At 52.2% G+C, this 23352-nt stretch carries 23 protein-coding genes; 5 read left to right on the top strand and 18 right to left on the bottom strand.

The genetic code is table 11. The annotated features are described in order from the left end of the window. Positions 1–5: 5 nt before the first annotated feature. The 14 genes from lpxA to rpsB all read right to left on the bottom strand — a co-directional run bounded on the left by lpxA (position 6) and on the right by rpsB (position 13397). Positions 6–776 carry an acyl-ACP--UDP-N-acetylglucosamine O-acyltransferase gene (lpxA, locus tag DW350_RS05775; protein ID WP_115720576.1) on the bottom strand — a complete coding sequence of 257 codons (771 nt, stop codon included), beginning with the start codon at positions 774–776 and terminating at the stop codon, positions 6–8. A gap of 2 nt (positions 777–778) precedes the next feature. Then, positions 779–1231, bottom strand: coding sequence for a 3-hydroxyacyl-ACP dehydratase FabZ (gene fabZ, locus DW350_RS05770; protein ID WP_192954823.1), 453 nt, complete (start codon positions 1229–1231; stop codon positions 779–781). Positions 1232–1253: 22 nt separating this feature from the next. After that, the gene (lpxD, locus tag DW350_RS05765) at positions 1254–2291 is read right to left on the bottom strand and encodes a UDP-3-O-(3-hydroxymyristoyl)glucosamine N-acyltransferase (RefSeq protein WP_115717963.1); all 1038 of its coding nucleotides are present in this window, start codon (positions 2289–2291) and stop codon (positions 1254–1256) included. Between the two features lie 3 nt (positions 2292–2294). Continuing rightward, positions 2295–2804, bottom strand: a complete 510-nt coding sequence (locus DW350_RS05760) for an OmpH family outer membrane protein (protein WP_115717962.1) — start codon at positions 2802–2804, stop codon at positions 2295–2297. A gap of 10 nt (positions 2805–2814) precedes the next feature. Further along, the gene (udp, locus tag DW350_RS05755) at positions 2815–3579 is read right to left on the bottom strand and encodes a uridine phosphorylase (protein WP_115717961.1); all 765 of its coding nucleotides are present in this window, start codon (positions 3577–3579) and stop codon (positions 2815–2817) included. Between the two features lie 8 nt (positions 3580–3587). After that, positions 3588–6044, bottom strand: a complete 2457-nt coding sequence (gene bamA / locus DW350_RS05750) for an outer membrane protein assembly factor BamA (RefSeq protein WP_192954822.1) — start codon at positions 6042–6044, stop codon at positions 3588–3590. 27 nt (positions 6045–6071) lie between these two features. Then, on the bottom strand, positions 6072–7409 hold the full coding sequence (gene rseP, locus DW350_RS05745) for a sigma E protease regulator RseP (RefSeq protein ID WP_115717960.1): 1338 nt from the start codon (positions 7407–7409) through the stop codon (positions 6072–6074). Beyond that, positions 7403–8581: a 1-deoxy-D-xylulose-5-phosphate reductoisomerase gene (gene ispC, locus DW350_RS05740; protein ID WP_115717959.1), complete on the bottom strand. Its 1179-nt coding sequence runs from the start codon at positions 8579–8581 to the stop codon at positions 7403–7405. The genes rseP and ispC overlap by 7 nt, the downstream gene beginning before the upstream one ends. Then, positions 8581–9423, bottom strand: coding sequence for a phosphatidate cytidylyltransferase (locus DW350_RS05735; RefSeq protein WP_226911400.1), 843 nt, complete (start codon positions 9421–9423; stop codon positions 8581–8583). Before DW350_RS05735 ends, ispC begins: the two co-directional genes overlap by 1 nt. 23 nt (positions 9424–9446) lie before the next feature. After that, complete coding sequence (uppS, locus tag DW350_RS05730) at positions 9447–10223, bottom strand: undecaprenyl pyrophosphate synthase (RefSeq protein WP_115717957.1); 777 nt, start codon at positions 10221–10223, stop codon at positions 9447–9449. An 80-nt stretch (positions 10224–10303) separates the two neighbouring features. Further along, a complete protein-coding gene (gene frr, locus DW350_RS05725; protein ID WP_115717956.1) occupies positions 10304–10861 on the bottom strand; it encodes a ribosome recycling factor in 558 nt (185 codons plus the stop codon). A 20-nt stretch (positions 10862–10881) separates the two neighbouring features. After that, positions 10882–11613, bottom strand: coding sequence for a UMP kinase (gene pyrH / locus DW350_RS05720; RefSeq protein WP_115717955.1), 732 nt, complete (start codon positions 11611–11613; stop codon positions 10882–10884). Positions 11614–11701: 88 nt separating this feature from the next. Next, complete coding sequence (gene tsf, locus DW350_RS05715; RefSeq protein WP_115717954.1) at positions 11702–12577, bottom strand: translation elongation factor Ts; 876 nt, start codon at positions 12575–12577, stop codon at positions 11702–11704. A gap of 97 nt (positions 12578–12674) precedes the next feature. Further along, positions 12675–13397: a 30S ribosomal protein S2 gene (gene rpsB / locus DW350_RS05710; protein WP_115717953.1), complete on the bottom strand. Its 723-nt coding sequence runs from the start codon at positions 13395–13397 to the stop codon at positions 12675–12677. Positions 13398–13593: 196 nt separating this feature from the next. Between rpsB and map the strand changes: the two genes are divergently transcribed. The 3 genes from map (at position 13594) to dapD (ending at position 18173) form a co-directional block, all read left to right on the top strand. Further along, positions 13594–14385 (top strand): type I methionyl aminopeptidase, encoded by a 792-nt coding sequence (gene map / locus DW350_RS05705; protein ID WP_115717952.1) that lies wholly within the window; start codon positions 13594–13596, stop codon positions 14383–14385. Positions 14386–14432: 47 nt separating this feature from the next. Further along, positions 14433–17000 carry a [protein-PII] uridylyltransferase gene (gene glnD, locus DW350_RS05700; protein ID WP_115717951.1) on the top strand — a complete coding sequence of 856 codons (2568 nt, stop codon included), beginning with the start codon at positions 14433–14435 and terminating at the stop codon, positions 16998–17000. A gap of 135 nt (positions 17001–17135) precedes the next feature. Next, complete coding sequence (gene dapD / locus DW350_RS05695; protein WP_115717950.1) at positions 17136–18173, top strand: 2,3,4,5-tetrahydropyridine-2,6-dicarboxylate N-succinyltransferase; 1038 nt, start codon at positions 17136–17138, stop codon at positions 18171–18173. A 27-nt stretch (positions 18174–18200) separates the two neighbouring features. Here the strand turns inward: dapD and DW350_RS05690 are convergent, their stop codons facing one another. From DW350_RS05690 to DW350_RS05675, 4 genes are read right to left on the bottom strand one after another with little or no spacing between them, the layout of a single operon-like run. Next, positions 18201–19640, bottom strand: coding sequence for a PTS transporter subunit EIIC (locus tag DW350_RS05690; RefSeq protein ID WP_226911399.1), 1440 nt, complete (start codon positions 19638–19640; stop codon positions 18201–18203). Then, positions 19641–20090: a flavodoxin gene (locus DW350_RS05685; RefSeq protein WP_115717949.1), complete on the bottom strand. Its 450-nt coding sequence runs from the start codon at positions 20088–20090 to the stop codon at positions 19641–19643. It lies immediately after the preceding gene. Beyond that, positions 20091–20852 (bottom strand): tRNA pseudouridine(65) synthase TruC, encoded by a 762-nt coding sequence (gene truC / locus DW350_RS05680; protein WP_115717948.1) that lies wholly within the window; start codon positions 20850–20852, stop codon positions 20091–20093. Continuing rightward, positions 20849–21184 carry a YqcC family protein gene (locus tag DW350_RS05675; RefSeq protein WP_115717947.1) on the bottom strand — a complete coding sequence of 112 codons (336 nt, stop codon included), beginning with the start codon at positions 21182–21184 and terminating at the stop codon, positions 20849–20851. The genes truC and DW350_RS05675 overlap by 4 nt, the downstream gene beginning before the upstream one ends. A gap of 79 nt (positions 21185–21263) precedes the next feature. Between DW350_RS05675 and DW350_RS05670 the strand changes: the two genes are divergently transcribed. Together DW350_RS05670 and DW350_RS05665 are read left to right on the top strand one after the other, a co-directional pair. Continuing rightward, positions 21264–22193 (top strand): DUF3549 family protein, encoded by a 930-nt coding sequence (locus tag DW350_RS05670; protein WP_192954821.1) that lies wholly within the window; start codon positions 21264–21266, stop codon positions 22191–22193. Beyond that, positions 22190–22489 carry a DUF3301 domain-containing protein gene (locus tag DW350_RS05665; RefSeq protein ID WP_115717945.1) on the top strand — a complete coding sequence of 100 codons (300 nt, stop codon included), beginning with the start codon at positions 22190–22192 and terminating at the stop codon, positions 22487–22489. The genes DW350_RS05670 and DW350_RS05665 overlap by 4 nt, the downstream gene beginning before the upstream one ends. The last annotated feature ends 863 nt before the right edge of the window (positions 22490–23352 follow it).

Below are 23352 nucleotides of genomic sequence, written 5' to 3'. Positions count from 1 at the left end.
TCACCTCAGCGAATAATGCCGCGTTCTGACTTTTCGATAAAGCCCAGCAGCTCGCCAACAGCAGGTTCGCCAGCGGCCATTTTAGCCAGTTCTTCCTTGGCTTGCTCTAAGGTCAGGTTTTGACGGTAAAGCGCTTTGTAGGCCTTACGCAGTGCCTGCAAGCTGTCTTTGGAGAAGCCGCGGCGCTTTAAGCCTTCAAAGTTGATACCAAAAGGTTCAGCGCGCATACCGGCGCAAGTGACAAAGGGCGGCACATCTTGTACCACCAGCGCACAAGCCCCCACAAAAGCATGGGCACCGACGCGGCAGAACTGATGCACGCCACTTTGGCCACCCATGATGGCCCAGTCACCTAATTGCGCATGCCCGGCCAGCGCCGAGTAGTTAGCCATGATTACGTTATCACCGATGATGCAATCATGAGCAACGTGAACATAAGCCATCAACAAGCAGTTACTGCCGATGGCGGTCAGGCCTTGGTCTTGCACGGTGCCGCGATGGATGGTGACAGACTCACGAATAACGTTGTCATCGCCAATGACCAGACGCGTAGGCTCACCGTTGTATTTTTTATCCTGGCACTCCTCACCAACGGAGGCGAACTGGAAAATACGGTTGCGCTTACCAATAACAGTGGGTCCCTTGATGACCACATGCGACATGATCTCGGTGTCATCACCGATCTCAACGTCTGCACCGATGTAAGTCCAGGGGCCGACTTTGACGTTTTTACCGAGCTTTGCCTCGGGATGTACGAAAGCTTGAGGATCGATCACGTTCAGATCTCGCGTTTGGCGCACATCAGATCAGCTTCACATACCAGGTTGCCATCAACCGTGGCCTTACAATGGAATTTGCCGATGCCCGCTTTGAGTTTGACGATTTCCACTTCAAAGATCAGGGTATCACCTGGCACCACGGGCTGCTTGAAACGGGCGTTATCGATACCGGCAAAGTAGTACAGCACACCGTCGGTGGGTTTTTGATTGGCGGTTTTAAAGGCCAAAATCCCCGTGGCCTGGGCCATGGCTTCCATAAGCAAAACACCAGGCATAACCGGCTTTTGCGGAAAGTGTCCTTGGAAAAAGGGCTCGTTGATGGTTACATTTTTTAAGGCAACCAGGCGTTCACCCAAGGTGTAATCAACCACCTTGTCCACCAGCAGGAACGGATAGCGGTGGGGCAAATGCTCCATCACCTCGAGGATATCCATGGTATTCATTTCAGTCATGTTGGGTGTCGTCCACTCACTATTATTCGCTGGTATCGCCCCCCAGGGCGGCCAGCTTCTCTTCCAGGCTTTTTAACCGCCTGTGCATCTCATCTAATTGGCGGAAGCGCGCTGCACTCTTGCGCCACTCGCGATTAGGCTGGGCTGGGGTGCCGGAACTGTATACACCGGGTTCGCTGATGGCTTTGGTCACCATCGACATACCGGTAATGGTGGTTCCGTCGGCGATACTTAAATGCCCGGCAATGGCGCAGGCGCCGCCAATGATACAATATTTTCCAACAGTAACGGAGCCCGCAAACACTGTGGTACCGGCAACCGCACTACCGGTGCCAATCACCACGTTATGGGCAATTTGCACCTGGTTATCGATAATGACGTTGTCTTCGATAACGGTATCTTCTAAAGCGCCACGGTCGATAGTGGTGCCAGCACCGATTTCAACGGCGTCACCAATACGCACGCCGCCGGTTTGAGGAATAGCTTCCCACTTGCCTTTGTCATTGGCATAGCCAAAGCCATCGGCACCAATAACCACACCCGCATGCACTTTACAGTGATGACCTAACGACACACCGTGGTAAATGGCAACGTTACTCCAAATAGTGCAGTTATCGCCTATCTGCGTGCCTTTACCGATAAAGCCATTAGGGCCAATAGCGGTACCTTCGCCAATAACCGCGCCGGCTTCAATCACGGTATTGGCACCAATGCTAGCGCTGGGTGCCACGCTGGCACTGTCGCTTATCACCGCAGTTGGATGCACGCCTTCGGCGGGGGCCGGAGTGGTATCAAGTAATTGCGCCACTTTGGCAAACCCCAAATAGGGGTTCTTCATGACTAAAGCGGCGGACTTGCAAAAGGGCAAGTCCGCCTCGGATAGGATCACCGCTGAAGCCTGGGTTTGTTCCAGGTGTTTACGGTATTTACTGTTAGCCAGAAACGCTATCTGGCCTTGGCTTGCGCTTTCAAGGGTGGCAACCCGCTCAATGCTGAGGTTGCCATCTCCTTTTACTTCGGCGCCTACCAGCTCGGCCAGTTTGGCCAGGCTATATGCCATGAATTACTTACCTTTGGATACCTGCGCAATGACCTTATCGGAAATATCGACATTGCTGGATGTATAGGCTACTGCGCCGCTTTGAAGAACAACGTCATACTTGCCCTTAGCGACCTTATTCACCGCATCTTGAATTGTGGCAAGTAATTTATTGCGTTCATCTTCCTGGGCGCTGCGCATATCTTCGTCAAGCGCTTTGCGTTTGAGCTTATAATCTGCCTGCAGCTGTTCCATCTTACGAGACATGTCTGTCTTTTGAGTATCGGTCATGATGGAAGAATCACGGCGCGCTTTTTCTTGGATGTCCTGCATCTGCTTTTCAAGCTTGCGTACGTCTTCAATACGATCGCTAAACTCTTTCTTGAGCTTTTCTTCAACCTGCTGACGTTGGGGCAGAGATTGGAAAATTTTACCCATGTCGATCACAGCAATACGGGTTTCGGCAGAGGCAGGAGCCGCCATACCGGCAGTCAGACCCAAAGCCAGAACGGCACCAATCAATGACTTCTTCAAGGTTCTCTCCTTATTGTTTAGATACAAGCAACTGCTTGGCAGCACCCAGCACTACCTCGATTGCCTTGGCTTCAGTGTTGGCCATTAACGACTCATCGGGGATCTCTTGCTGGGTTCGGTTTACTACCACTCCTGCCACGCAGCCAGCTTTCAATCCTTGGCTAGCACACATGGTTAAAAGAGTGGCCGACTCCATTTCGTAATTCAGTACGCCCATGGCTTGCCACTCCTTGAGGGAGCCCTGGAATCGCTGAACAACCCGACCAGAATAAGTGTCATACCGCTCCTGGCCAGGATAAAAGGTGTCGGACGATGCCGTCACCCCTACCACGGGCTTAATGCCCAAAGACCGAGCCGCATTCACCAGCGCCTCGGTACATTCAAAATCGGCAACCGCTGGAAACTCCAGCGGCGCAAAGTGTTGGCTAGCGCCGTCAAGGCGAACTGAACCTGTGGTCACAATCATCGAGCCTACCGGAATCTCTGGCTGAATGGCACCCGTAGTACCAATGCGCAAGAAAGTCCTGATACCCAATTGGGCTAACTCTTCAACCGCGATTGACGTAGAAGGCCCACCGATACCGGTGGAACACACAACCACTGCTTGGCCTGCTATTTTGCCCCCCCAAAGGGTGAACTCACGCTGAGCGGCCAGAAACTTAGGTTCATCTAAATGACGTGCGATACGCTCAACCCGAGCAGGATCCCCAGGCACTATGGCCAGGGAAGCCCCATTAAGGTCGGATTGGCTAACACCTATATGAAACTTCCCCATAAGCGCCCTTAGAAGGTGGTGCCGATGTTAAAGGAGAAGATTTCAGTTTGGTCACCAGGCTGTTTCTTAATGGGCTTAGCCAAGCTAAACACCATTGGGCCCATGGGTGACAACCACTGCAGGCTGATACCGAAAGAGGCTCGGTAAGCACTTGCATCGCTATAGTCGTAGAAATCCTTACTGCCACTGGCTTTTTCGAGATCCTTATATTCGTCATAGTCGAATTCGGTATCCCAAACGTTACCCACATCCAAGAATACGGAAGTCCGTACCGAGTGTTTGTAAGCTTCATCCAAGAATGGCGTTGGGGTGATCAATTCCAGCGTTGCAACGGCTTTGGCGTTACCACCCAGCGCACCACCAACATAAACCTGGTCAAGGGAGGATGGCAGGTAAGGGGCGCCATCGCCGGTTACGCTGGTCTTTTCACGATAGATGGCCCGCGAACCAACGGAGTTGGACTCAAAGCCCCGCAGCGTGCGGCTACCACCGGCGTAATAGTTTTCCCAGAACGGCAGTATGGTGTCATTACCATTAACCTTACCGTAGCCCTGGCCGTAGCCCAGGGTAACACTGGTAGAGAATACCCAATCTTGGGCCCTATCCAGCGGGAAGTAGTTGCTGGCATCAAAGCTCAATTTATAGAACTTCAACTCAGAGTTTGGCGTGGTCATTTCAAAACCCGCACTCTGACTAGAACCCGCCGTCGGGAAAGTACCGCGGTTCAAGGTGCGGCGCGACCAACCGGCATTAACAGTGTACTGATCGTAATGAATTTTACCGTCCAAGATATCCTGGTCAGAGTACACTTCGTAGAACTGCAAGGCCTGCTCGTAAGACGAGATGGAGCTCAACCGCGAGTTCTTATAGCCCACCCCTAAACTCAGCCGGTTATATTCGTTCACCGGGAAGCCAAGAGAGGCGTTCACGCCATAGGCACTTTGTTTATAGGCTTCCAGATAAGCACTGCCGTAGTCGGTCTTGGTGTAATACACCTTACCGCCCAAGCTCACCGCATCAATGGTGAAGTAAGGGTCTAGGTAGCTCAGGCTGATACTTTTCTGGTAGCTGTTGGTCGAGCTATTAATGCCGATGGTTTTACCGGTACCCAGCCAGTTTTTCTGGGTAATACCGGCCGTTAGCGACAGGCCGCCATAGGAGCCGTAGCCGATACCGGCATTCAAGGAGCCGGAAGGCTGTTCTTTTACCTTGAAGTTAACATCGACCTGATCTGGGTCTTCGGTTGAACGGTCAGTGGTGCTATCGACGGTGTCAAAGAAGCCCAAACGGTTCAAACGGTCTTTAGACAACTCAACTAGGCTGTTAGACAGCCAAGTGCCTTCCATTTGGCGAACTTCACGGCGCAATACTTCATCGGAGGTGGTTTCGTTACCGGAGAAGTTAATGCGGTGCACGTAAATCCGTGAGCCAGGCTCAACATGGATATTAAGGGTGACTTCTTTGGTCTTCGGATCCACCTCAGGGTAGGTTTTCACCTTCGGATAGGCATAACCGAAACGCCCCAAGAATTTAGACAGCATGTTTTCGGTGAATGTCACCTCGGCACCGGAGTAGGTAGCCCCCGGCTTGATTGGCACCAACCGTTCCATGATGTCTTTTTTATTCAACAGGTTGCCGGTCAGCTTAATGGCCTTAACCTTGTAGATATCGCCTTCATGAACGTTAACAGTGATATAAACACCGCTGCGATCCGGCGTCATCGACACCTGAGTTGAATCTACCTTGAACTTTAGGTAACCACGGTCCAAATAGTAGGACTTCAGGGTTTCCAAGTCTGACTCAAGCTTTTGTTTCTGATAACGTTTTTCAGAAAACACCTTCCACCAGGCCAGGTGGTCTTTAAGCTCAAACTGGTCTAACAATTCTTTGTTAGAAAAGGCTTTGTTACCAACGATGTTGATCTGCTGAATAGAGGCCGCTTTGCCCTCTTTAAAGATAAACTTCAGCCCAACCCGGTTACGTGGCAAATCCGTTACCTGTGCTTTGACAGAGGCGTCGTATTTACCTACCGAGTAGTAAAAATCCACCAGACCCTTTTCTATTTGGGTCAGCATGGTGCGGTCTAGCGGTTCACCCACTTTGACATTGGAATCCGACAAGCTCTGCTTGAGCTGCTCTTCCTTAATGTCTTTGTTACCGCTGAAGTCAATTGAACTGATGGTCGGGCGTTCTTTCACCTTAATGATCAGAGTGTGCCCATCACGCAATACTTCGATATTTTCAAAGTGAGTGGAGCTGTAGAGGGAGCGGATTATCTGGGCGACACGGGTCTGATCGACCACATCGCCTTTTCTCACAGGAACATAAGTCAGAGCGGCAGACAGGGCAACCCGCTGCAAACCGTCGATACGAATGTCGTTAACTTTAAAGGCATCCATCGCCTGGCTGGGCACAGAAACGGCCGCCAGTACGGAGGCGCACAGCAATGATTGCACGGCTCTCATTGATTTTATTTATCCGTCCTTGCCCCGCTATAACCTTGCGAGGTCGTTGAATATGGCAATGCCCATCAGCATCAGTAATAAAGCCGCACCTATCCGATAGCCCACTTCCTGGGCTCGCTCCGACAGAGGCTTTTTACGCACTGCTTCACAGACGAAGAACATTAAATGTCCCCCATCGAGAACAGGCAAAGGCAGCAAGTTAATGATGCCCAGATTAACACTGATAAGCCCTAAAAAACCAAGAAAATAGGCGAAGCCGATACCGGCTGACGCCCCTGCACCCTGGGCAATTGAGATAGGCCCGGACAGATTGTCCAATGCCAACTCACCTGTCACCAGTTTTACCAGCGTGGTCACCGTTAAGCTGACCATCTGCCAAGTACGTTTTACCCCTTCGACCAGGGCATCCACTGGCCCAAAGCGTATCTCGGTCAAAATATGCTCAGGCCACTTAGGCGCCTGAGGGTAGAGTCCGACATAACCTTGTCCGTCTCGCTCATCTGGGACCACGGTTAATGTCATTCGTTCACCGCCGCGTTCAATATCGAACGCTAATGGTTTGTTAGCGCCATTTTTCACCGCCTTGGCAAAGCCGTCCCAATCGACCTTGCCGGTGCCATGTAAGGCTAAAATTTTGTCACCAGGCTTTAACCCGGCCTTGTCTGCAGCGCCGCCGGCAACAACCTTGGCCACCACCACATCAAACTTGGGGCTAAAGGGCTTGATCCCCAAGCTGGCAAGGCTACTTTCTTTGTCTGGATTAAACTGCCAATAGCGCGTATCCAGCACCAAATGCCGGCTAATGCCCTTATCATCCAAGAATGTCAGCGGAATTTCTTTGTCGCCAATATGGCCGACCAGCGCCAAATTCACATCTTCCCAGCTGCGGGTAGATTGCCCATCAACAGCGGTAATTTGTGCGCCTTTGGGTAAATGTGCTTGAGCCGCGATAGAACCGGCGGCAGTGCCACCGACAACCGGCTTGACTGCCGGCACCCCCACCATCCACATCAGCCAGTACACCACAATGGCAAAAAGGATATTGGCAATGGGCCCCGCTGAAACAATGGCGGTACGCGCTTTCAATGACTTGTTATTAAAGGCCATATGCCGCTCGGCTTCTGGCACTTCAGCTACCCGCTCGTCGAGCATTTTGACGTAACCACCGAGCGGAATACCGGCAACCACATATTCCACACCGTCTTTGGCAACCCGCTTCCAAAGCGCAGGGCCAAAGCCAATGGAAAAACGTTCTACTTTCACGCCGCAACGTCTTGCCACCCAAAAATGACCAAACTCATGAATGGTCACTAAGATGCCAAGGGCAAGGATGAAGAAAAAGAGATTCCACAGCAGGGTCAACATGGCAGGAGCGTTCTCAGGTATTGGCGACTTTCATTATCCAGAGCCAGGATAGCGGCTAAGTCGCTCGCTGTCTCGCTTGCAAAGCGATTCAGCGTTTTCTCCACCATTTTTGCGATACCGTTAAAAGAAAGCGCACCTTTTAAGAAGGCATCCACGGCCACTTCATTGGCGGCGTTAAGTACGGTGGTGGCACCTTGGCCTGCCCGGCAAGCGTCCATTGCGAGATAAAGGCAGGGGTAACGCGCCGCATCGGCCTTTTCAAAGCTAAATTGGCTTAACGCGAAGAAATCTAAAGGTTCAACCCCAGCGGCAATGCGCTCTGGGTACGCCATGGCATGGGCAATGGGGGTGCGCATATCAGGGTTGCCCATCTGCGCTAGCACCGAGCCATCGGCGTAACGCACCATGGAATGAATGATACTTTGCGGATGCAAAACCACCTGAATATCATCGCCGCGGCAGTCAAACAGCCAACGCGCTTCAATGAACTCCAACCCTTTGTTCATCATGGTGGCCGAATCTACCGAGATTTTTTGCCCCATAGACCAATTGGGGTGAGCGACGGCCTGCGCAGGGGTAATGCTGTCAAAGGTGGTTAAATCCCGCGTCCTAAATGGCCCACCAGAACCGGTCAGTAGAATTTGAGTAACACCGTGCTGCCCATAAGCTGCGCCTTGCTGACAGGCATATGGCAGAGACTGAAAAATGGCGTTGTGCTCGGAATCGATAGGTAACAATTCAGCGCCATGCTCTTTAACCGCCGCCATAAAAAGCTGACCTGACATCACCAAGGCTTCTTTATTGGCCAGCAGTACCCGCTTAGCGGCTTTTACCGCCGCTAACGTGGGGAGCAGACCAGCGGCGCCAACAATAGCAGCCATCACCTGCCGCGCTTCAGGGTGCGCGGCAATATCGCAAAGAGCGGCACTGCCGGTTAAAAGCTCCGTGGTTGAACCGGCCTTTTTTAGCTCGCCCTGAAGCCAGGCGGCTTGACTGTCGTCCACCAACACTGCTTGCAGCGGCTTAAATTTCAAGCACAGCGCTAGCAATTTTTTGGCATTGGTGTGGGCAGAAAGCGCAACGATACGATATTTATCCGGGTGGCGCGCCACCACATCCAAGGTGGAGTCGCCAATTGAACCGGTGGCGCCCAGTACAACGATGCCTTGCATCAAACCCCCATCGCCAGCATCACCAGCACAAATACTGGCACTGCCGCGGTAATAGAGTCGATTCGGTCAAGGATGCCACCATGGCCAGGCAAAATAGTGCCAGAATCTTTGATGCCGGCTTCACGTTTGAACATCGACTCGGCCAAGTCGCCCAAAATCGATGCCATCACCGTTAACAGGCTTGCCACCACCATTGAGGTTGGCGAAATACCGGCCGGGCGAAAATAAATACACAGCCCACAAATCACCATCGCCAACACCAAACCACCAATGGCGCCTTCAATGGATTTATTGGGGCTGACTTTCGGGGATAATTTGCGTTTGCCAAAGCTGCGGCCAGCAAAATAGGCGCCGGTATCTGCCGCCCAAACCAACAACAAGACAAACAAAATGGCCCAAGCGCCCAGCATCGGGTCAGTGTCGTGATGCCACGACCTGAGCACCATTAGTCCGGTCCAGGTAGGCAACAAGGTTAAAGCGCCAAAAAGAATACGCCAGCGCCGGTTGTGCTGCCAAAAACGCTTAGGTTCTGGATATTGGGTAACGAGTACCGCCGCCACAGCCCACCAAAAGCCAGCCAGCAACACCATCAAGCTATAAAATCCAGCCGGTTGACCTTGCTCCCATAAATTAGAGACCGGCACCACCAATTGCACTAACGCCAGCAAAGCAAAGGCCAGTACCGCTAACAGCACTTGATAAATGCGCCCTTCTAATTGCGCTAGTCCCGCCCATTCCCAGGCTCCCAAAGCCACCAATACGGCGGCTACCCAGCCAAAGGCATTAATCGGCAACCAAAAAATGACCAGTAACGCGACCGGCAACAACAATAAGGCAGTCAAGATCCTTTGCTTAAGCAAAATGGTTATCCTTGTTTTGAATCATTCATCCAGGCTCTGACCTGGGCACCGGTACAACCAAAGCGGCGCTCCCGGCTTAAAAATGCAGCGACCGCATCCGTCAGTGCTTGTTCGCCAAAATCAGGCCACAAGGTATCGGTAAAATACAGTTCGGCGTAGGCCAACTGCCACAGCAAGAAATTGGAAATGCGGTGGTCACCGCCGGTACGGATCATTAAATCAACGGCGGGTTGCTCGGCTAACATCAGTTGCTGGGCAAACATGGCTTCGGTGATGTCACTGCTTTGCAACTTACCTTGGCTAACCTGTTCGGCCAGATGTTGAGCTGCCTGAGTAATATCCCAGCAGCCGCCATAGTTAGCTGCCACATTCAGAATGAGACCAGTATTATTGGCCGTTAGCGCCTGGGCTTCGTTAATCTTTTTAATCAGTCGCTCAGAAAAGGCACTGCAATCGCCGATGATGTTCAGCTTAATATTGTTCTTATGGAGTTTTTTGACTTCTCTGCCTAACACCAGCAGAAACAATTCCATCAGAAAGCTCACTTCCTCTTCTGGGCGGCGCCAGTTTTCCGATGAAAAAGCAAACAGAGTCAATGAAGTCATGCCCAGCTTATTGGCACAGCGCACGGTTTCCCGTACCGCTTCAACACCCTGTTTATGCCCCATAATACGTGCCTTGCCACGGCTCTCGGCCCAGCGCCCATTGCCATCCATGATAATGGCAATGTGTCTGGGAAAAGCTTTCCCCAATGTGGCTTCAAAGGCGGGACTATTCGTCATTGACGGGTTACCTTGGTTCTAAAATAAACAAACGCCGCATAGCCATGCCATGCGGCGTCCAAACCTTACCCGATCGGACCTTAGAATTCCATTAACTCGGCTTCTTTAGCGGCCAGAACGTCGTCAACTTGTTTAACAAAAACGTCGGTCAATTTCTGAATTTCATCTTGGGCACGACGGTCGTCGTCCTCAGAAATTTCTTTATCCTTGAGCAGCGCTTTAATGTCGCTGTTGGCATCACGGCGCACATTGCGGATTGCAACGCGGCCATTTTCGGCTTCGGCGCGAACCAGTTTCACCAGATCTTTACGGCGCTCTTCGGTCAGCGGCGGCAGCGGAATACGGATAGTGGTACCCGCAGATGCCGGGTTAAGGCCCAGATCCGAGGTCATGATCGCTTTTTCAATGGCTTGGATCATCGACTTATCGAACACCGTTACGGCCAGGGTACGGGCGTCTTCAGCAGTGATGTTAGCCACCTGCTTAAGCGGCGTAGCGCTACCGTAGTAGTCAACACGAATTGAATCGAGAAGACTGGGGTGTGCCCGGCCAGTGCGTACTTTGGCCATCTGGCTCCTGGTGGCTTCCACGGTTTTTTCCATACGCTCTTTAGCGTCGGCTTTGATCTCGTTGATCACGGATTGACGTCCTCTTCTTATCAGGCCTGGTGGCTAATTAAGGTGCCTTCTGGCTCGCCCATGGCCACCGCTTTGAGGGCCCCAGGTTTGTTCATATTGAATACGCGAATGGGCATGTTGTGGTCCCTGGCCAAGGTAAAGGCAGCCAAGTCCATGACTTTCAGCTCTTGGTCCAGCACTTGCGCATAAGTCAATTTATCATATTTCACCGCATCAGGGTTTTTCACCGGATCGGCAGAGTAAACACCATCCACTTTGGTGGCTTTAAGCACGCAGTCGGCTTCGATTTCGATGCCGCGCAAGCAAGCGGCAGAATCAGTGGTAAAGAAGGGATTACCGGTGCCAGCAGAGAAAATGACCACTTTGCCATCACGAAGCATACCAATGGCATCAGCCCAATTGTAGCTTTCGCAGACCCCTTTAAGGTCAATGGCGCTCATCAGCTTGGCGTTCACATAAGCACGGTGCAGGGCATCACGCATGGCCAGGCCGTTCATCACGGTAGCCAGCATCCCCATATGGTCACCGACAACGCGGTTCATGCCGGCTTTGGCCAGGCCTTCACCACGGAACAGGTTACCACCACCGATCACCAGGCCAACTTGAACACCCAGTTCAATCAGCTCTTTGATTTCGGTAGCCATACGGTCCAGGACCTTGGGATCGATACCGAAACCTTCATTGCCCATCAGGGCTTCACCGGACAGTTTCAGCAAAATGCGACGATATTGGGGCTTGGAACTGGTGCTCATGATCCTTTCTCACCTTGCAGACACAAATCGACCGCGGCGGTTGCCACGGCCCGGATAAAAAGGAGGCCGGCAAGCCGGCCTCTTTACTTTACTGCTTGGCTGCAGCGGCAGCCTGCTGGGCAACTTCGGTAGCGAAGTCGACCACTTCTTTTTCGATACCTTCACCCACTTCGAAACGTACGAAGCCGGTTACGTCGGCGCCAGCAGCTTTAAGCAGTTGGCCAACGCTTTGCGCAGGATCTTTAACGAAAGGCTGACCAGTCAAAGAAATTTCGCCGGTGAATTTCTTCATACGGCCTTCAACCATTTTTTCAGCAATTTCTTTAGGCTTACCAGATTGAATGGCGATGTCTACTTGAATTTCGCGCTCTTTAGCAACGACTTCAGCAGATACATCTTCAGGCTTGGTGAACTCAGGTTTAGAAGCTGCTACGTGCATAGCCACGTCTTTAGCCAGCTCTTCGTCACCACCAACCAGGCTAACCACAACACCGATACGGCTACCGTGTTTGTATACGCCCAGGTTATCACCTTCAACGATGGTTACACGGCGGAAGCTCATGTTTTCACCGATTTTGGCGATAAGGCTAGTACGGGTGGTATCTAAGGTTTCACCGTTTACTTCGGCAGCGCCCAGAGCTTCGATATCAGTGATACCGTTGGCCAGAGCCGCTTGCGCAGCAGCGTCAGCCAGCGCCAGGAAGGAAGCGTCTTTAGCCACGAAGTCGGTTTCGCAGTTCACTTCCAGAATGGCCGCTTTGTTACCTTCGTGAGCGATAACAATAGTACCTTCAGCAGCGATACGACCGGCTTTCTTAGCCGCTTTGGCTTGGCCGTTTTTGCGCATCAGTTCGATGGCAGCTTCGATATCGCCGTTGGTTTCGGTCAGGGCTTTTTTACAATCCATCATGCCCGCAGCGGTGCGGTCACGGAGTTCTTTTACCAGGGCAGCAGTAATTGCCATGTGAAATTCCTCGGTTTTACTTGCCAAAAAACAGGGGCCTTGTGGGCCCCTGTTAACCAATCCATCCTCGATGGTTAATCAAGGGCGAGGCGATGCCTTACTCGGCAGCCTCAACGAACTCGCTTTCAGCTACCGGAGCGGCGCCTTTAGCGTCGTTCACAGTGGCGGCCACGGCACCAACGTAGAGTTGGATAGCGCGGATAGCGTCATCGTTACCCGGAACGACATAGTCAACACCGTCAGGGTTGGAGTTGGTATCAACGATGGATACAACAGGAATACCCAGGTTGTTGGCTTCTTTGATAGCGATATGTTCGTGGTCAGCGTCGATCACAAACAGAACGTCAGGCAGGCCGCCCATGTCTTTGATACCGCCCAGAGACTTCTCAAGCTTTTCCATTTCGCGGGTAAGATCCAGCGCTTCTTTCTTGGTCAGCTTTTCGAAGGTGCCGTCTTGAGACTGAGTTTCCAGGTCTTTCAGACGCTTGATGGATTGACGAACAGTTTTCCAGTTAGTCAGCATGCCGCCCAACCAGCGGTGGTTCACGTAGAACTGACCACAGCTTTTAGCGGCTTCTTTTACTGCTTCACCGGCAGCGCGCTTGGTACCTACAAACAGGATTTTACCTTTCTTACCGGCAACGGAAGACAGGTAGTTCAGGGCGTCATTGAACATCGGCAGAGTTTGCTCGAGGTTAATGATGTGAACCTTGTTACGGGCGCCGAAGATGAAAGGTTTCATTTTCGGGTTCCAGAAACGGGTTTGGTGACCGAAGTGAACACCAGCTTGCAGCATGTCGCGCATTGAAACTTTGGACATTGTTTGTCTCCAAAATTGGGGTTAGGCCTCCACGTATCCCATGCATCCGACCCTTGCGGGCACCCCGGCACATGTGTCGATACGTGTGTGGTTTAGGGTTAATGGCAATGTTTGTAAATTGCCGGCGCGCTTTATACCATAAAGCTCTGACTGAAACCAATACAGTGCGTGTTTTTTGCGCCAAAAGAGTAGTTGAATGAGTGTCAAAATCAAAACCGCTGATGAAATAGCGAAGATGCGTGTGGCCGGCAAGCTGGCTGCCGAGGTACTGGACATCCTGGCACCACACGTCAAGCCCGGCGTGAGCACCGAGGAATTGGACCGTATCGCCTATGAGCATATCGTCAATGTGCAAAAAGCCATTCCGGCGCCGCTCAACTACCACGGTTTCCCCAAGTCGATTTGTACTTCGGTTAACCATGTGGTCTGTCACGGCATTCCCTCTGAGGACAAAAAGCTGAAAAACGGCGACATCCTCAACATCGATATCACGGTTATCAAAGACGGCTACCATGGCGATACCTCTAAGATGTTCTTGGTAGGTAAACCCACCATTCAAGGCGAGCGCGTTAGCCAGGTTGCCCGTGAATCAATGCTGGTAGGCATCAAAATGGTGAAACCTGGGGTAACCCTTGGCGATATTGGTGCCGCCATTCAAAAATATGTGGAATCACATAATTACTCAGTTGTACGTGATTATTGTGGCCACGGCATCGGCAGTGAATTCCATGAAGAACCGCAAGTGCTGCACTACGGTGAACCTGGCACCGGCCTTGAGCTTAAGGCCGGTATGTGTTTAACCATTGAGCCCATGGTTAACGTGGGTAAATATGACTGCAAAGTGCTTAAAGATGAGTGGACAGTGGTCACCCGAGACCGTAGCCTGTCAGCGCAATGGGAGCACACACTGCTGGTAACCGATAATGGCGTTGAAGTTCTCACCCTTAGGGAAGAAGAGACCGACCTGCCAAGGATTATCGAGCACTGATGCCAACAAGCCCCGTTTAGGGGCTTTTTTATCGACGGATGCAAGAGATGAATGCCGCACTGGCCTTACGTGAACGCCTAAAAGCCCACCTGGAAAGCTTAAAAGCCCGGTTAAGCCCGGATGCTGACATCATCACCCTTATTCACGAAAGAGCGGCCGTGATGGACCGGCTCTTGGTCGAACGCTGGCAAGCCTTGGGGCTCGATAGCAACCGCTTAGCGCTCATTGCCGTTGGTGGCTATGGCCGCGGTGAACTGCACCCTTATTCCGACGTGGATTTGCTGATTTTGTCTGAAAAGGAGCTCAGCAGTTCTGAAAAGGAAGCCATTAGCCAATTTATTACCGAACTTTGGGATGCGCGCTTGGAGGTTGGCCACGCGGCGCGCACGCTAGAAGATTGCCTGGAAAAGGCCCGCGACGACATCACCATTGCCACCAATTTGCTTGAAGCCAGGCTGTTGTGTGGCTCGCAGTCGCTGTTTGATGCCTTAAAGCGCGGCATGTCACCGGCTCATTGCTGGCCGGTGGCCGAGTTTTTTAAAGCCAAGGTTGAAGAGCAGCGGCTGCGCCATGGCCGCTATGACTCTACGGCCTACAATTTAGAGCCCAACCTGAAAGGCAACCCTGGCGGCCTGCGTGATATTCAAACGGTGGTTTGGGTGCTGCTAAGGCACTTAAGCCGCCAAGATTTGTCCACCCTGGCAGAACACGGTTGGCTGGAGCAAGACGAGTTAGACGAGCTTATAGCCTGTCGCGACCTGTTATGGCGTGTGCGCTTTGCTCTGCACCTTGCGGCAGGGCGCAGTGAAGACCGCTTACTCTTTGACTTGCAACCGGAAGTAGCACGCTGCCTGGGCTTTGAAGGCAACAATCGCCAAGCTATTGAAGCGATGATGCAGCAGGTTTATCAAACCCTAACCCGAGTTACCGAACTCAACTCGATTTTGCTCGAAGTGCTGGCCGAAGAGCTAAGCCCTGAACCACAGCCGCCCAGCCGCCAGCTCGACTCGTTGTTTGAAGCCCGTGGTAGCCTCTTGGTCTGTTCCGCCCCCGAGCATATGGATGAGCACCCACATTATCTGTTGGATCTGTTCTTACACCTGGCCCGCGACTCTAACCTTACCGGTATTGCGTCCGGCACGCTGCGCGCCCTTAGAAAAGTGCGCCGGGAGCTTAAAGCGCCGTTAAGCGATGACCATCTGTGCCGGGAGCGCTTTATTGCTCTGGTCCGCCATCCACGCGGCATGGGGTTACCGTTTAAGCTGATGCATCGCCACGGCATCATGGCTGCCTACCTGCCCGCCTGGAACCACATTGTTGGCCAGATGCAGTTTGACCTGTTCCATGCCTTTACCGTTGACGAACACACCTACCGGGTGGTGCGCAACACTTACCGTTTTTCGCAAACCGACCGCGCCAAGGAATTTCCACTGGCAAGCCTGCTGGTTAACCAGATGCGAAAACCAGAGCTGCTGTATTTAGCCGCGCTTTTTCACGACATTGCCAAAGGCCGCGGCGGCGATCATTCAGAGCTTGGCGCTGCCGATGCCTTGGCCTTTGGCCAACTACATGGCTTGTCAGATACCGAAACCCGGCTTATTGCCTGGCTGGTAGAGCATCACTTGGTGATGTCGGTCACCGCCCAGCGCCGGGATATTTCCGACCCCGAAGTTATTCGCCAATTTGCCGGTTTAGTACGGGATGAAACGCACCTCAATTATCTGTATTGCCTAACGGTGGCCGACATTCGTGCCACCAACGACAAACTGTGGAACGACTGGAAAGGCTCTTTACTGCGCGAACTTTATTTCGCAGCACAAAAGGCGCTGCGCCGGGGCCTGGAAAAGCCTATCGACGTACGCCCGGCCATTCGCGAAGCCAAGGACCAAGCGGCAAGGCTATTGGCCAAAAGAACCATTACCCCAAACCAGCTGAAAGCGATTTGGAAAACCTTTCGCGCCGACTATTTTTTACGCCACACCCCAGAGCAAATTGCCTGGCACGCCGAAGCCATTCTTAAGCACCAGCAAAAAGACGGCCCCTTGGTCAAGCTGTCAAAACACACCACCCGGGGCGGCACCGAGCTTTTTGTTTATACCCGCGACCGCTCGTTCTTGTTTACCACTATTGCCAGCGTTCTTGACGGTAAAAACTTGTCAATTTTTGACGCGCAAATCATGACCAGCAAAGACGGCTGGGCCTTAGATTCAATGGTGATTGTAGAGCGAGACGGTAACCCGGTGGAAAGCCCTTCACGGGTGCAAGGTACCCGCCGCGCCATTGAAAAAGCGCTGCTGCAAAGCCAACTACCCGAGGCTATTAGGCGGCCGCTGCCAAGGCAGTTAAAGCCCTTTAACGTGCGCACCGATGTCACCTTTTTGCCCTCTAGCCGCAAACAAACCCTGGTGGAATTTGTGGCACTGGACCGCCCCGGCTTACTGGCACAAGTAGGCCGCATTTTTGCCAGCTGCGGGGTGTCATTGAAGGCGGCAAAAATCACCACCATTGGTGAACGGGCAGAAGACTTTTTTATCTTAATTACCGCCGATGGCGACGCCTTAACTGCCGACGAGCAGCAACATTTAAGAACCGCTCTGGTAGAAGGGCTGGACTAACCCTTGCGAGGCCATGGCAATACTGGCATGGTGCCTTGCTCCCCTATCCAGGGCGATAAGCCCTGGTAACGATTTTATTGCGGTTGAGCGCCTGTGCGCCGCCATTATTACTACGACTCACAGGAGATCGGTTTCATGAGTGGTAACCACTTTAGTTTGGGCCTGGGCATTGGTACCCAAAGCGCGGCTGGCGATTGGCTGGAAGTATTTTACAGTAAGCCGCTGCTGGCACCGTCTGCAGCCTTGGTTGACGCCCTGAAAGCCGCCACAGGCTACAGCGGCGGCAACCAGGCAATTGCCTTAGATAGCGCACAATTAGCAGCCGTTAGCGACGCCTTTGCCAAAAATAATATTAGTGAGCAGCAGGCCATTTGTGAGGCGTTAACAGGCACCACAGAGCCGCTGGTATTAACCCTTTTAGAGACCGATGCGGCGCCGGCTTCCACTCCTGAGGTTTACCTTAAGCTACAAATGTTGTCGCACCGCTTGGTCAAACCCCATGGCATCAACCTAAGCGGCATGTTTGGGCTGCTGCCAAATGTGGCCTGGACTAACGAAGGCGCTATCGCCTTGGCCGAGTTGCCAATGCGCCAGCTAAAAGCCCGCGCTGAAGGCCGGGTGCTGGATGTGCAATCGGTGGATAAATTCCCGAAAATGAGCAATTACGTTGTGCCTGCCGGCATTCGCATTGGCGACGCATCCCGGGTGCGCTTGGGCGCGCATTTGGCCGAAGGCACTACCATCATGCACGAAGGCTTCGTTAACTTTAATGCCGGCACCTTGGGCACCAGCATGGTGGAAGGCCGCATTTCTGCCGGTGTTGTGGTGGGTAACGGTTCCGACTTAGGCGGCGGTTGCTCCACCATGGGCACCCTTTCAGGTGGGAACAACGTGGTAATTTCTGTCGGCGAAGGCTGCCTTATCGGTGCTAATGCCGGCCTTGGTCTGCCACTTGGCGACCGCTGCACCATTGAAGCCGGTCTTTATGTTACCGGCGGCTCAAAAGTGGTGGTGCTGGATGAAAACGGCAAGGCGGTAGAAACGGTTAAGGCCGGTGAACTGGCAGGTAAGCCTGATCTGTTATTCCGCCGCAATTCCGAAAGCGGCCGCATTGAGGTAAAAACCAATAAATCGGCCATTGAGCTTAACGCCGAGCTGCACTCGCACAACTGATAAAAAAGCCGCCTTCGGGCGGCTTTTTTAGGTCAGTAACCGGTTTAAAGCGTCTCGCAGATTGGCAGCTCTCACCCCAAACACCAATTGTACCCCCTGCCCTATCACCAGTACCCCACTTGCCCCCAAGCGGCGACAAGCCTTTTTATCAACCATGTCAGGGTCTGCCACTTGTAAACGCAGGCGGGTAATACAGGCATCCACCTGACGCAGATTGTCACGGCCGCCAAGGGCTGCCAGCAGCGCGTCTGCCACCACTTGAATGGTTTTCGGCACTTGTTCTGCTTCAGGTTCTTTTTCGGCACTATCAGCGCGCCCTGGCGTGGGTAATTTAAACGCACCGATAGACACATAGAACACTGAAAAATAAATAAAAGCCCACAGTGGCGCTAACCAAAAAAGCGGCCCTAAGTGATTGGCAAGAGGCCAATAGGCAACAAAATCAATAAGCCCTTGCGAATACCCCATGCCATGGTGAACGCCTAACAGAATACACACCACAAAGGCCAAGCCATTCATCAGTGCATGAAACACATAAAGCGATGGCGCCACAAACAAAAACGAGAATTCTAATGGTTCAGTGACCCCGGTTATTGCCGAGGCCAGAGCCGCCGACAACATAATGCCGCCCACTTTAGCCCTTTCTGCCGGGCGTGCCCTTAACCAAATGGCCAAGGCAGCTGCAGGCAGGCCCACCAGTTTGGTGAGATAACCGCCCGCTAAGTGGCCAGCCGTTGGATCGCCGGCCAGAAACCGCCGAATTTCACCACGGATCCAACTGCCATAGCAGCTGGCCTTATCAACGGGCACCACTTTGCCGTCCCACACACAGACACCGCCCGATTCGGTAAAGAAAGGCACATTCCAAATATGCTGAAGCCCAAGCGGCGAAAGAAAACGATCAACAACGCCATAAAGGCCCCAGGCCGCAACCGGGTCGCCATCGGATACCCAATGGGAAAAGTGCGCTATCCATTGCGACAAGGTCGGCCAAATGGTGGCAAGACTTGCCGACAACATTAATGCCGGGAAAACCACCAGCGCCGCTAACAGCCGGGGACCAGAGAAAAAGGCTAGCGCTGCAGGCGGCTGCCAGTGACGGCTAAAAGAAGCCACATAAGCCACCATTAACCCAACGACCACGCCACCCGCCGCCCCGGTGTCCACCGGGCCACCGGTAAAAGCATTGAGCCCGGCGTTAGTAATGAGATAGGCAATCACCGCCGCCAGCGCGGCGCTGCCATCATTGCGGCTAAGGCCTGTTGCCACGCCAACCGCAAATAACAACCCGAGATGCGCAAAAACGGCATCACCGGTTTGATAAAACCACGCCGCTATAGACGGCGACAGCCAGCTAGGCGCCGCTGCCCCCAAGCCCAGCACCAAACCTGCCGCCGGTAAAATCGCAACCGGCAGCATTAAGGCTTGGCCCAAGCGTTGGGCCCTGGCGAAAAGGAGTTTGCTCACTTAAAGGGCTTGGCTCCATTTATCGAGCCACGGCAGAGCGTCTTCCTCAGGCTCTAGGGTTTCACAGGCGTCAATTTTTAGCATTGGCAATAACGCCTTGCCACCAAGCTCCTCAAGCAGCGCTTCAAACTGCACACCGGCGCCGCAGTAGGTGTCGCCGTAGCTGGAGTCGCCTAACGTGACCACCCCAAAAGGTAAGCCGTTTAACATGGGAAACTGGTCATTTAGTTCTGTAAAAAAAGGAACCAAGTTGTCGGGAATATCCCCCTGGCCGGTGGTAGAGGTAACTACCAACAGTGCGTCTGGGCGGTCACGCACCACTTCGGCAACGGTAGGTGGATCAATTAACCGGGCCTGATGGCCGGCGGCTTGAAGTTTTTTTGCAAGGGTTTGCGCTAATTGTTCCGCAGCACCATAAACGGTGCCACATACCATATGGATTGAGGCCATTTATGCTTCCTGTTGGTGCCAGGCATCCGCTTTTGCCATCACGGCATTGCTGTCCCAGCCAAACTTTTCAAATAACGACAGCCAGCTTACCGGCAGTTGGGCTTTAATATCCAACGCCAAGCCGGTAACGGGGTGAGTGAACGACAACCGCCAGGCCCGCAAGCCAAGTTCACTAAAGGCCATTTGCTCTCTAAAAAAGCGGTTATGTTTGCCGTCACCATGGGTGGTGTCATTGATAATAGGATGACGCAAGTGGTCAAAGTGTCGCCGCAATTGATGGCGTCGCCCGGTTTTAGGTGAGCAGCTCATTAAGCTGTAACGCGCTGAATTATAGCGCCCCACCGCAAAGGGCAATTCACCGTGTACCAAGGGCGCATAAGCCGTTACCGCTTCTTGCGCGCTTTTATCTTTACGGGGCTGGCCCATGATAGGGTCATGTTCTTCTACTAGCGGGTAGTCCAGCAAAGCCCCTTCTTGAACCCAGCCACGCACAATGCTTAGGTAACTTTTCTTTACCTGCCGCTCGGTGAACTGTGCGGTAAGTAACCTTGCAACATCACTCGACAGTGCGAACAAAAGTAACCCCGAGGTGGGCCTGTCTAAGCGGTGCACCGGAAAGACATGTTGCCCTAGCTGGTCCCTTAATAACTGCATGGCAAAGACACGTTCACCACTGGCAATTTTTGAGCGATGCACCATAAGCCCGGCAGGCTTATCTATCACCACCAGATGTTGGTCTTGATAACAGATGGGCAGCATCATTCGCGTACACGTTTACCACTAAGTAGTTCGTCAAGATCAGCGACCAAATCCAGCAACGGATTTAAGCGGTCACCGTGTTCACGCCAGGATTCTTCCGCCATAGGGCAAACGCTGACATTGACAGGCGCTTGGTCAATTTCAATCAATACTTTGAGCTTGGGCAGGTAAATAAACTGCACCCATTGTTCAAAACTTAAGGTGTCAACAGCGAAGGGTTCAGCACTTGATAAGGCTGCCTCACCGGGGTGCTCGTCAGCCCACAGTCGCTGTAAACGCATTTGCATTTCAATCTCTTGAAGCAGCAGCAATGCTTGCTGTTTTTTATCCGCCATAACCACTCCTTGAAAAGAGTGCCTAGGATAGCAAAGCCAAGCTCCCTATAATGCCCTTTTTATGCAACAGAAGCTGCTCATGGAACTCAGTAATCTTGCCGATTTTCTGGCCGCCAGCGGTGCCCGCTACCAAATATTCGATATGGGCAGAAGAGTGCGCCCACTACCACAGGCCGACTTTGAACGTTGCGCCAAAGGCGAGTGCCCCTATCCCTACCCTCTTCAACGTCAGGCTTGGCTTGGTATCCTCTTTTGGCAACAACAGCCTTATGTTTGGTTTGTGCGCCTGGGGTTAGACGAGCAAGGCTTACTTAACCAAGGCGATGCGGCGCAGTTTATGGCGCAGGTCCTTACCGCGATGCAGCAAGGTAAAGACACCCTGCCTGACAATCCATACACCTTTGTTCCTAATGAAGAAAAGCGGGCCGCTTTTCACAGTCAGTCACGGCTGTACTTAGGTGAACCCGCTTCAATTTATTATGAAGATGCAGCCGCCTTTGCCAATGGCCAGCGAGCCGACTGGCAAGCTATCGGTTTACAAGGCTTAGCCGATTTAGTAGCTCGTGACAAAAATACCACTTGGTTTGCAGCCTTTATTACTCAAGCACCGCTACCGGTACTGGAAGCCTTGGCAATTCAGCTTGAAAACTATGTGATTGAACCTGCACTTGCCGATGCGCTATGGCAGAGATTTAACGACAGTCCTCTGCTCATTGGCCGCGCCTTGGGTGGCAGCCACTTACGCGATGACGCCGCAGACCGGCTGCTTGAAAAGGCTGACATTCAGGCACTCATGGTGGTAGCAGGCAGGTTATGGGAGTCGCTGGAAACACCAAGCCGTTTGGATTGTTTTCTGGAAAAGGCGGCACAACTGGAAGGTGGAAGGCATTTTCCACCTCTTTTTGCCGACTTGGTCATGCTGCCAAGCTTGCGGCCTGAACTGTTGGCTAAGCTCAGAGATCCCGAACGTTCCGATGCACTGACCAAAGCCATTGGGAGGCTTTTTTGAATGAGCAATGGCTGTTTTTGCTGTTGGCTGCCATTGGCATTTTTCTATTTTGGCGACTGCGCCAGCAGGAAGAATGGGCACGCAATAGTGCAAAGCAGCTCTGCCAACGCCAGCAGCTACAGATGCTAGATGTCGCCTTGGTTAAAAGGCAATGGCAAAAGGGCAAACTCTTGCACCACTATTTGCTGGACTTTAGCCTGGCACCAGAAGAGCGCTACCAGGCGCACTTTGTGATGCATGGGCGCCGGGTGATTGATGTGCAGTGGCCGGTGATGCGAGAAATTTTTCCGACCTAAAAATGGAAGCGCCGGCCAGCTTTCACTGGTCGGCGCATCATAAAAGAAAAATCCGTTTTGCTGGAATCCGTTCCTGCGTTCCTTGCAGTTCCCTTTCGGTATCCTACCGCTGTCCTTTTCGGCATCCTGCCAGGCTCGCTTCCTGCATCGCCTTCTTCATCCCTAAAGCTTGAGTCCTTGTCCTCACCAACCTTGGTTTCATCCTTGTGGCGATTTCCCTTGCCACACTTAAGAGATTAATGGATTGGTGTTTTAGCTCAACCACCAAAGTTTAAACAAAACGTAAACGAGATCCACAAATTAAAGATAAAATCATTTAAAAACATCAACTTGACAATTCAACAAAGTAAAAGTCGCTAGCCATTTGCATGTAATGACTTACAGCCTTGTAAGAGATATCTCACAAACCTTAGGGGGAGAAACAAAATGCTTGGCCTTATAAACAAGAAACCGGGAAGAGTGTTAACCCTTCCCGGTGAGAGCGGCTTGGATGTCGATTCCTTGCGCTATATGCTCCTTGCATCATTCCTTGATGCTCCCAATCCTTGGGATTTCCGTTATTAGGCTCCGTGCCTTTGTCCTGTCTCGTTTCCCTACCTGGTCGAGCATCCTACTCCACCAACCTCTTCCTGAGGCCTGTTGCCACTCCGGCAACCTCATCCCTGCATTCCATGTCAGCTCCATCTGACATATCCAGATTATCTTTTGGCGTAACAAGAACAACCGGAAAAGAGCTAAACAAAAGTTTTAAGTAATAATAAAAACGTAGAAACAACAAAACCAACCATATGTTTCTAAATACTTTTTTAGAAAAAAAGCATAAAAAGATAAATATCGAATTCGCTGATCACGCTATGCATTGT

Source organism: Gallaecimonas mangrovi (assembly GCF_003367375.1).
GTDB lineage: Bacteria > Pseudomonadota > Gammaproteobacteria > Enterobacterales > Gallaecimonadaceae > Gallaecimonas > Gallaecimonas mangrovi.
Note: the sequence above shows the minus strand (reverse complement) of the source record. Positions and strands in the feature narration are given on the sequence as shown.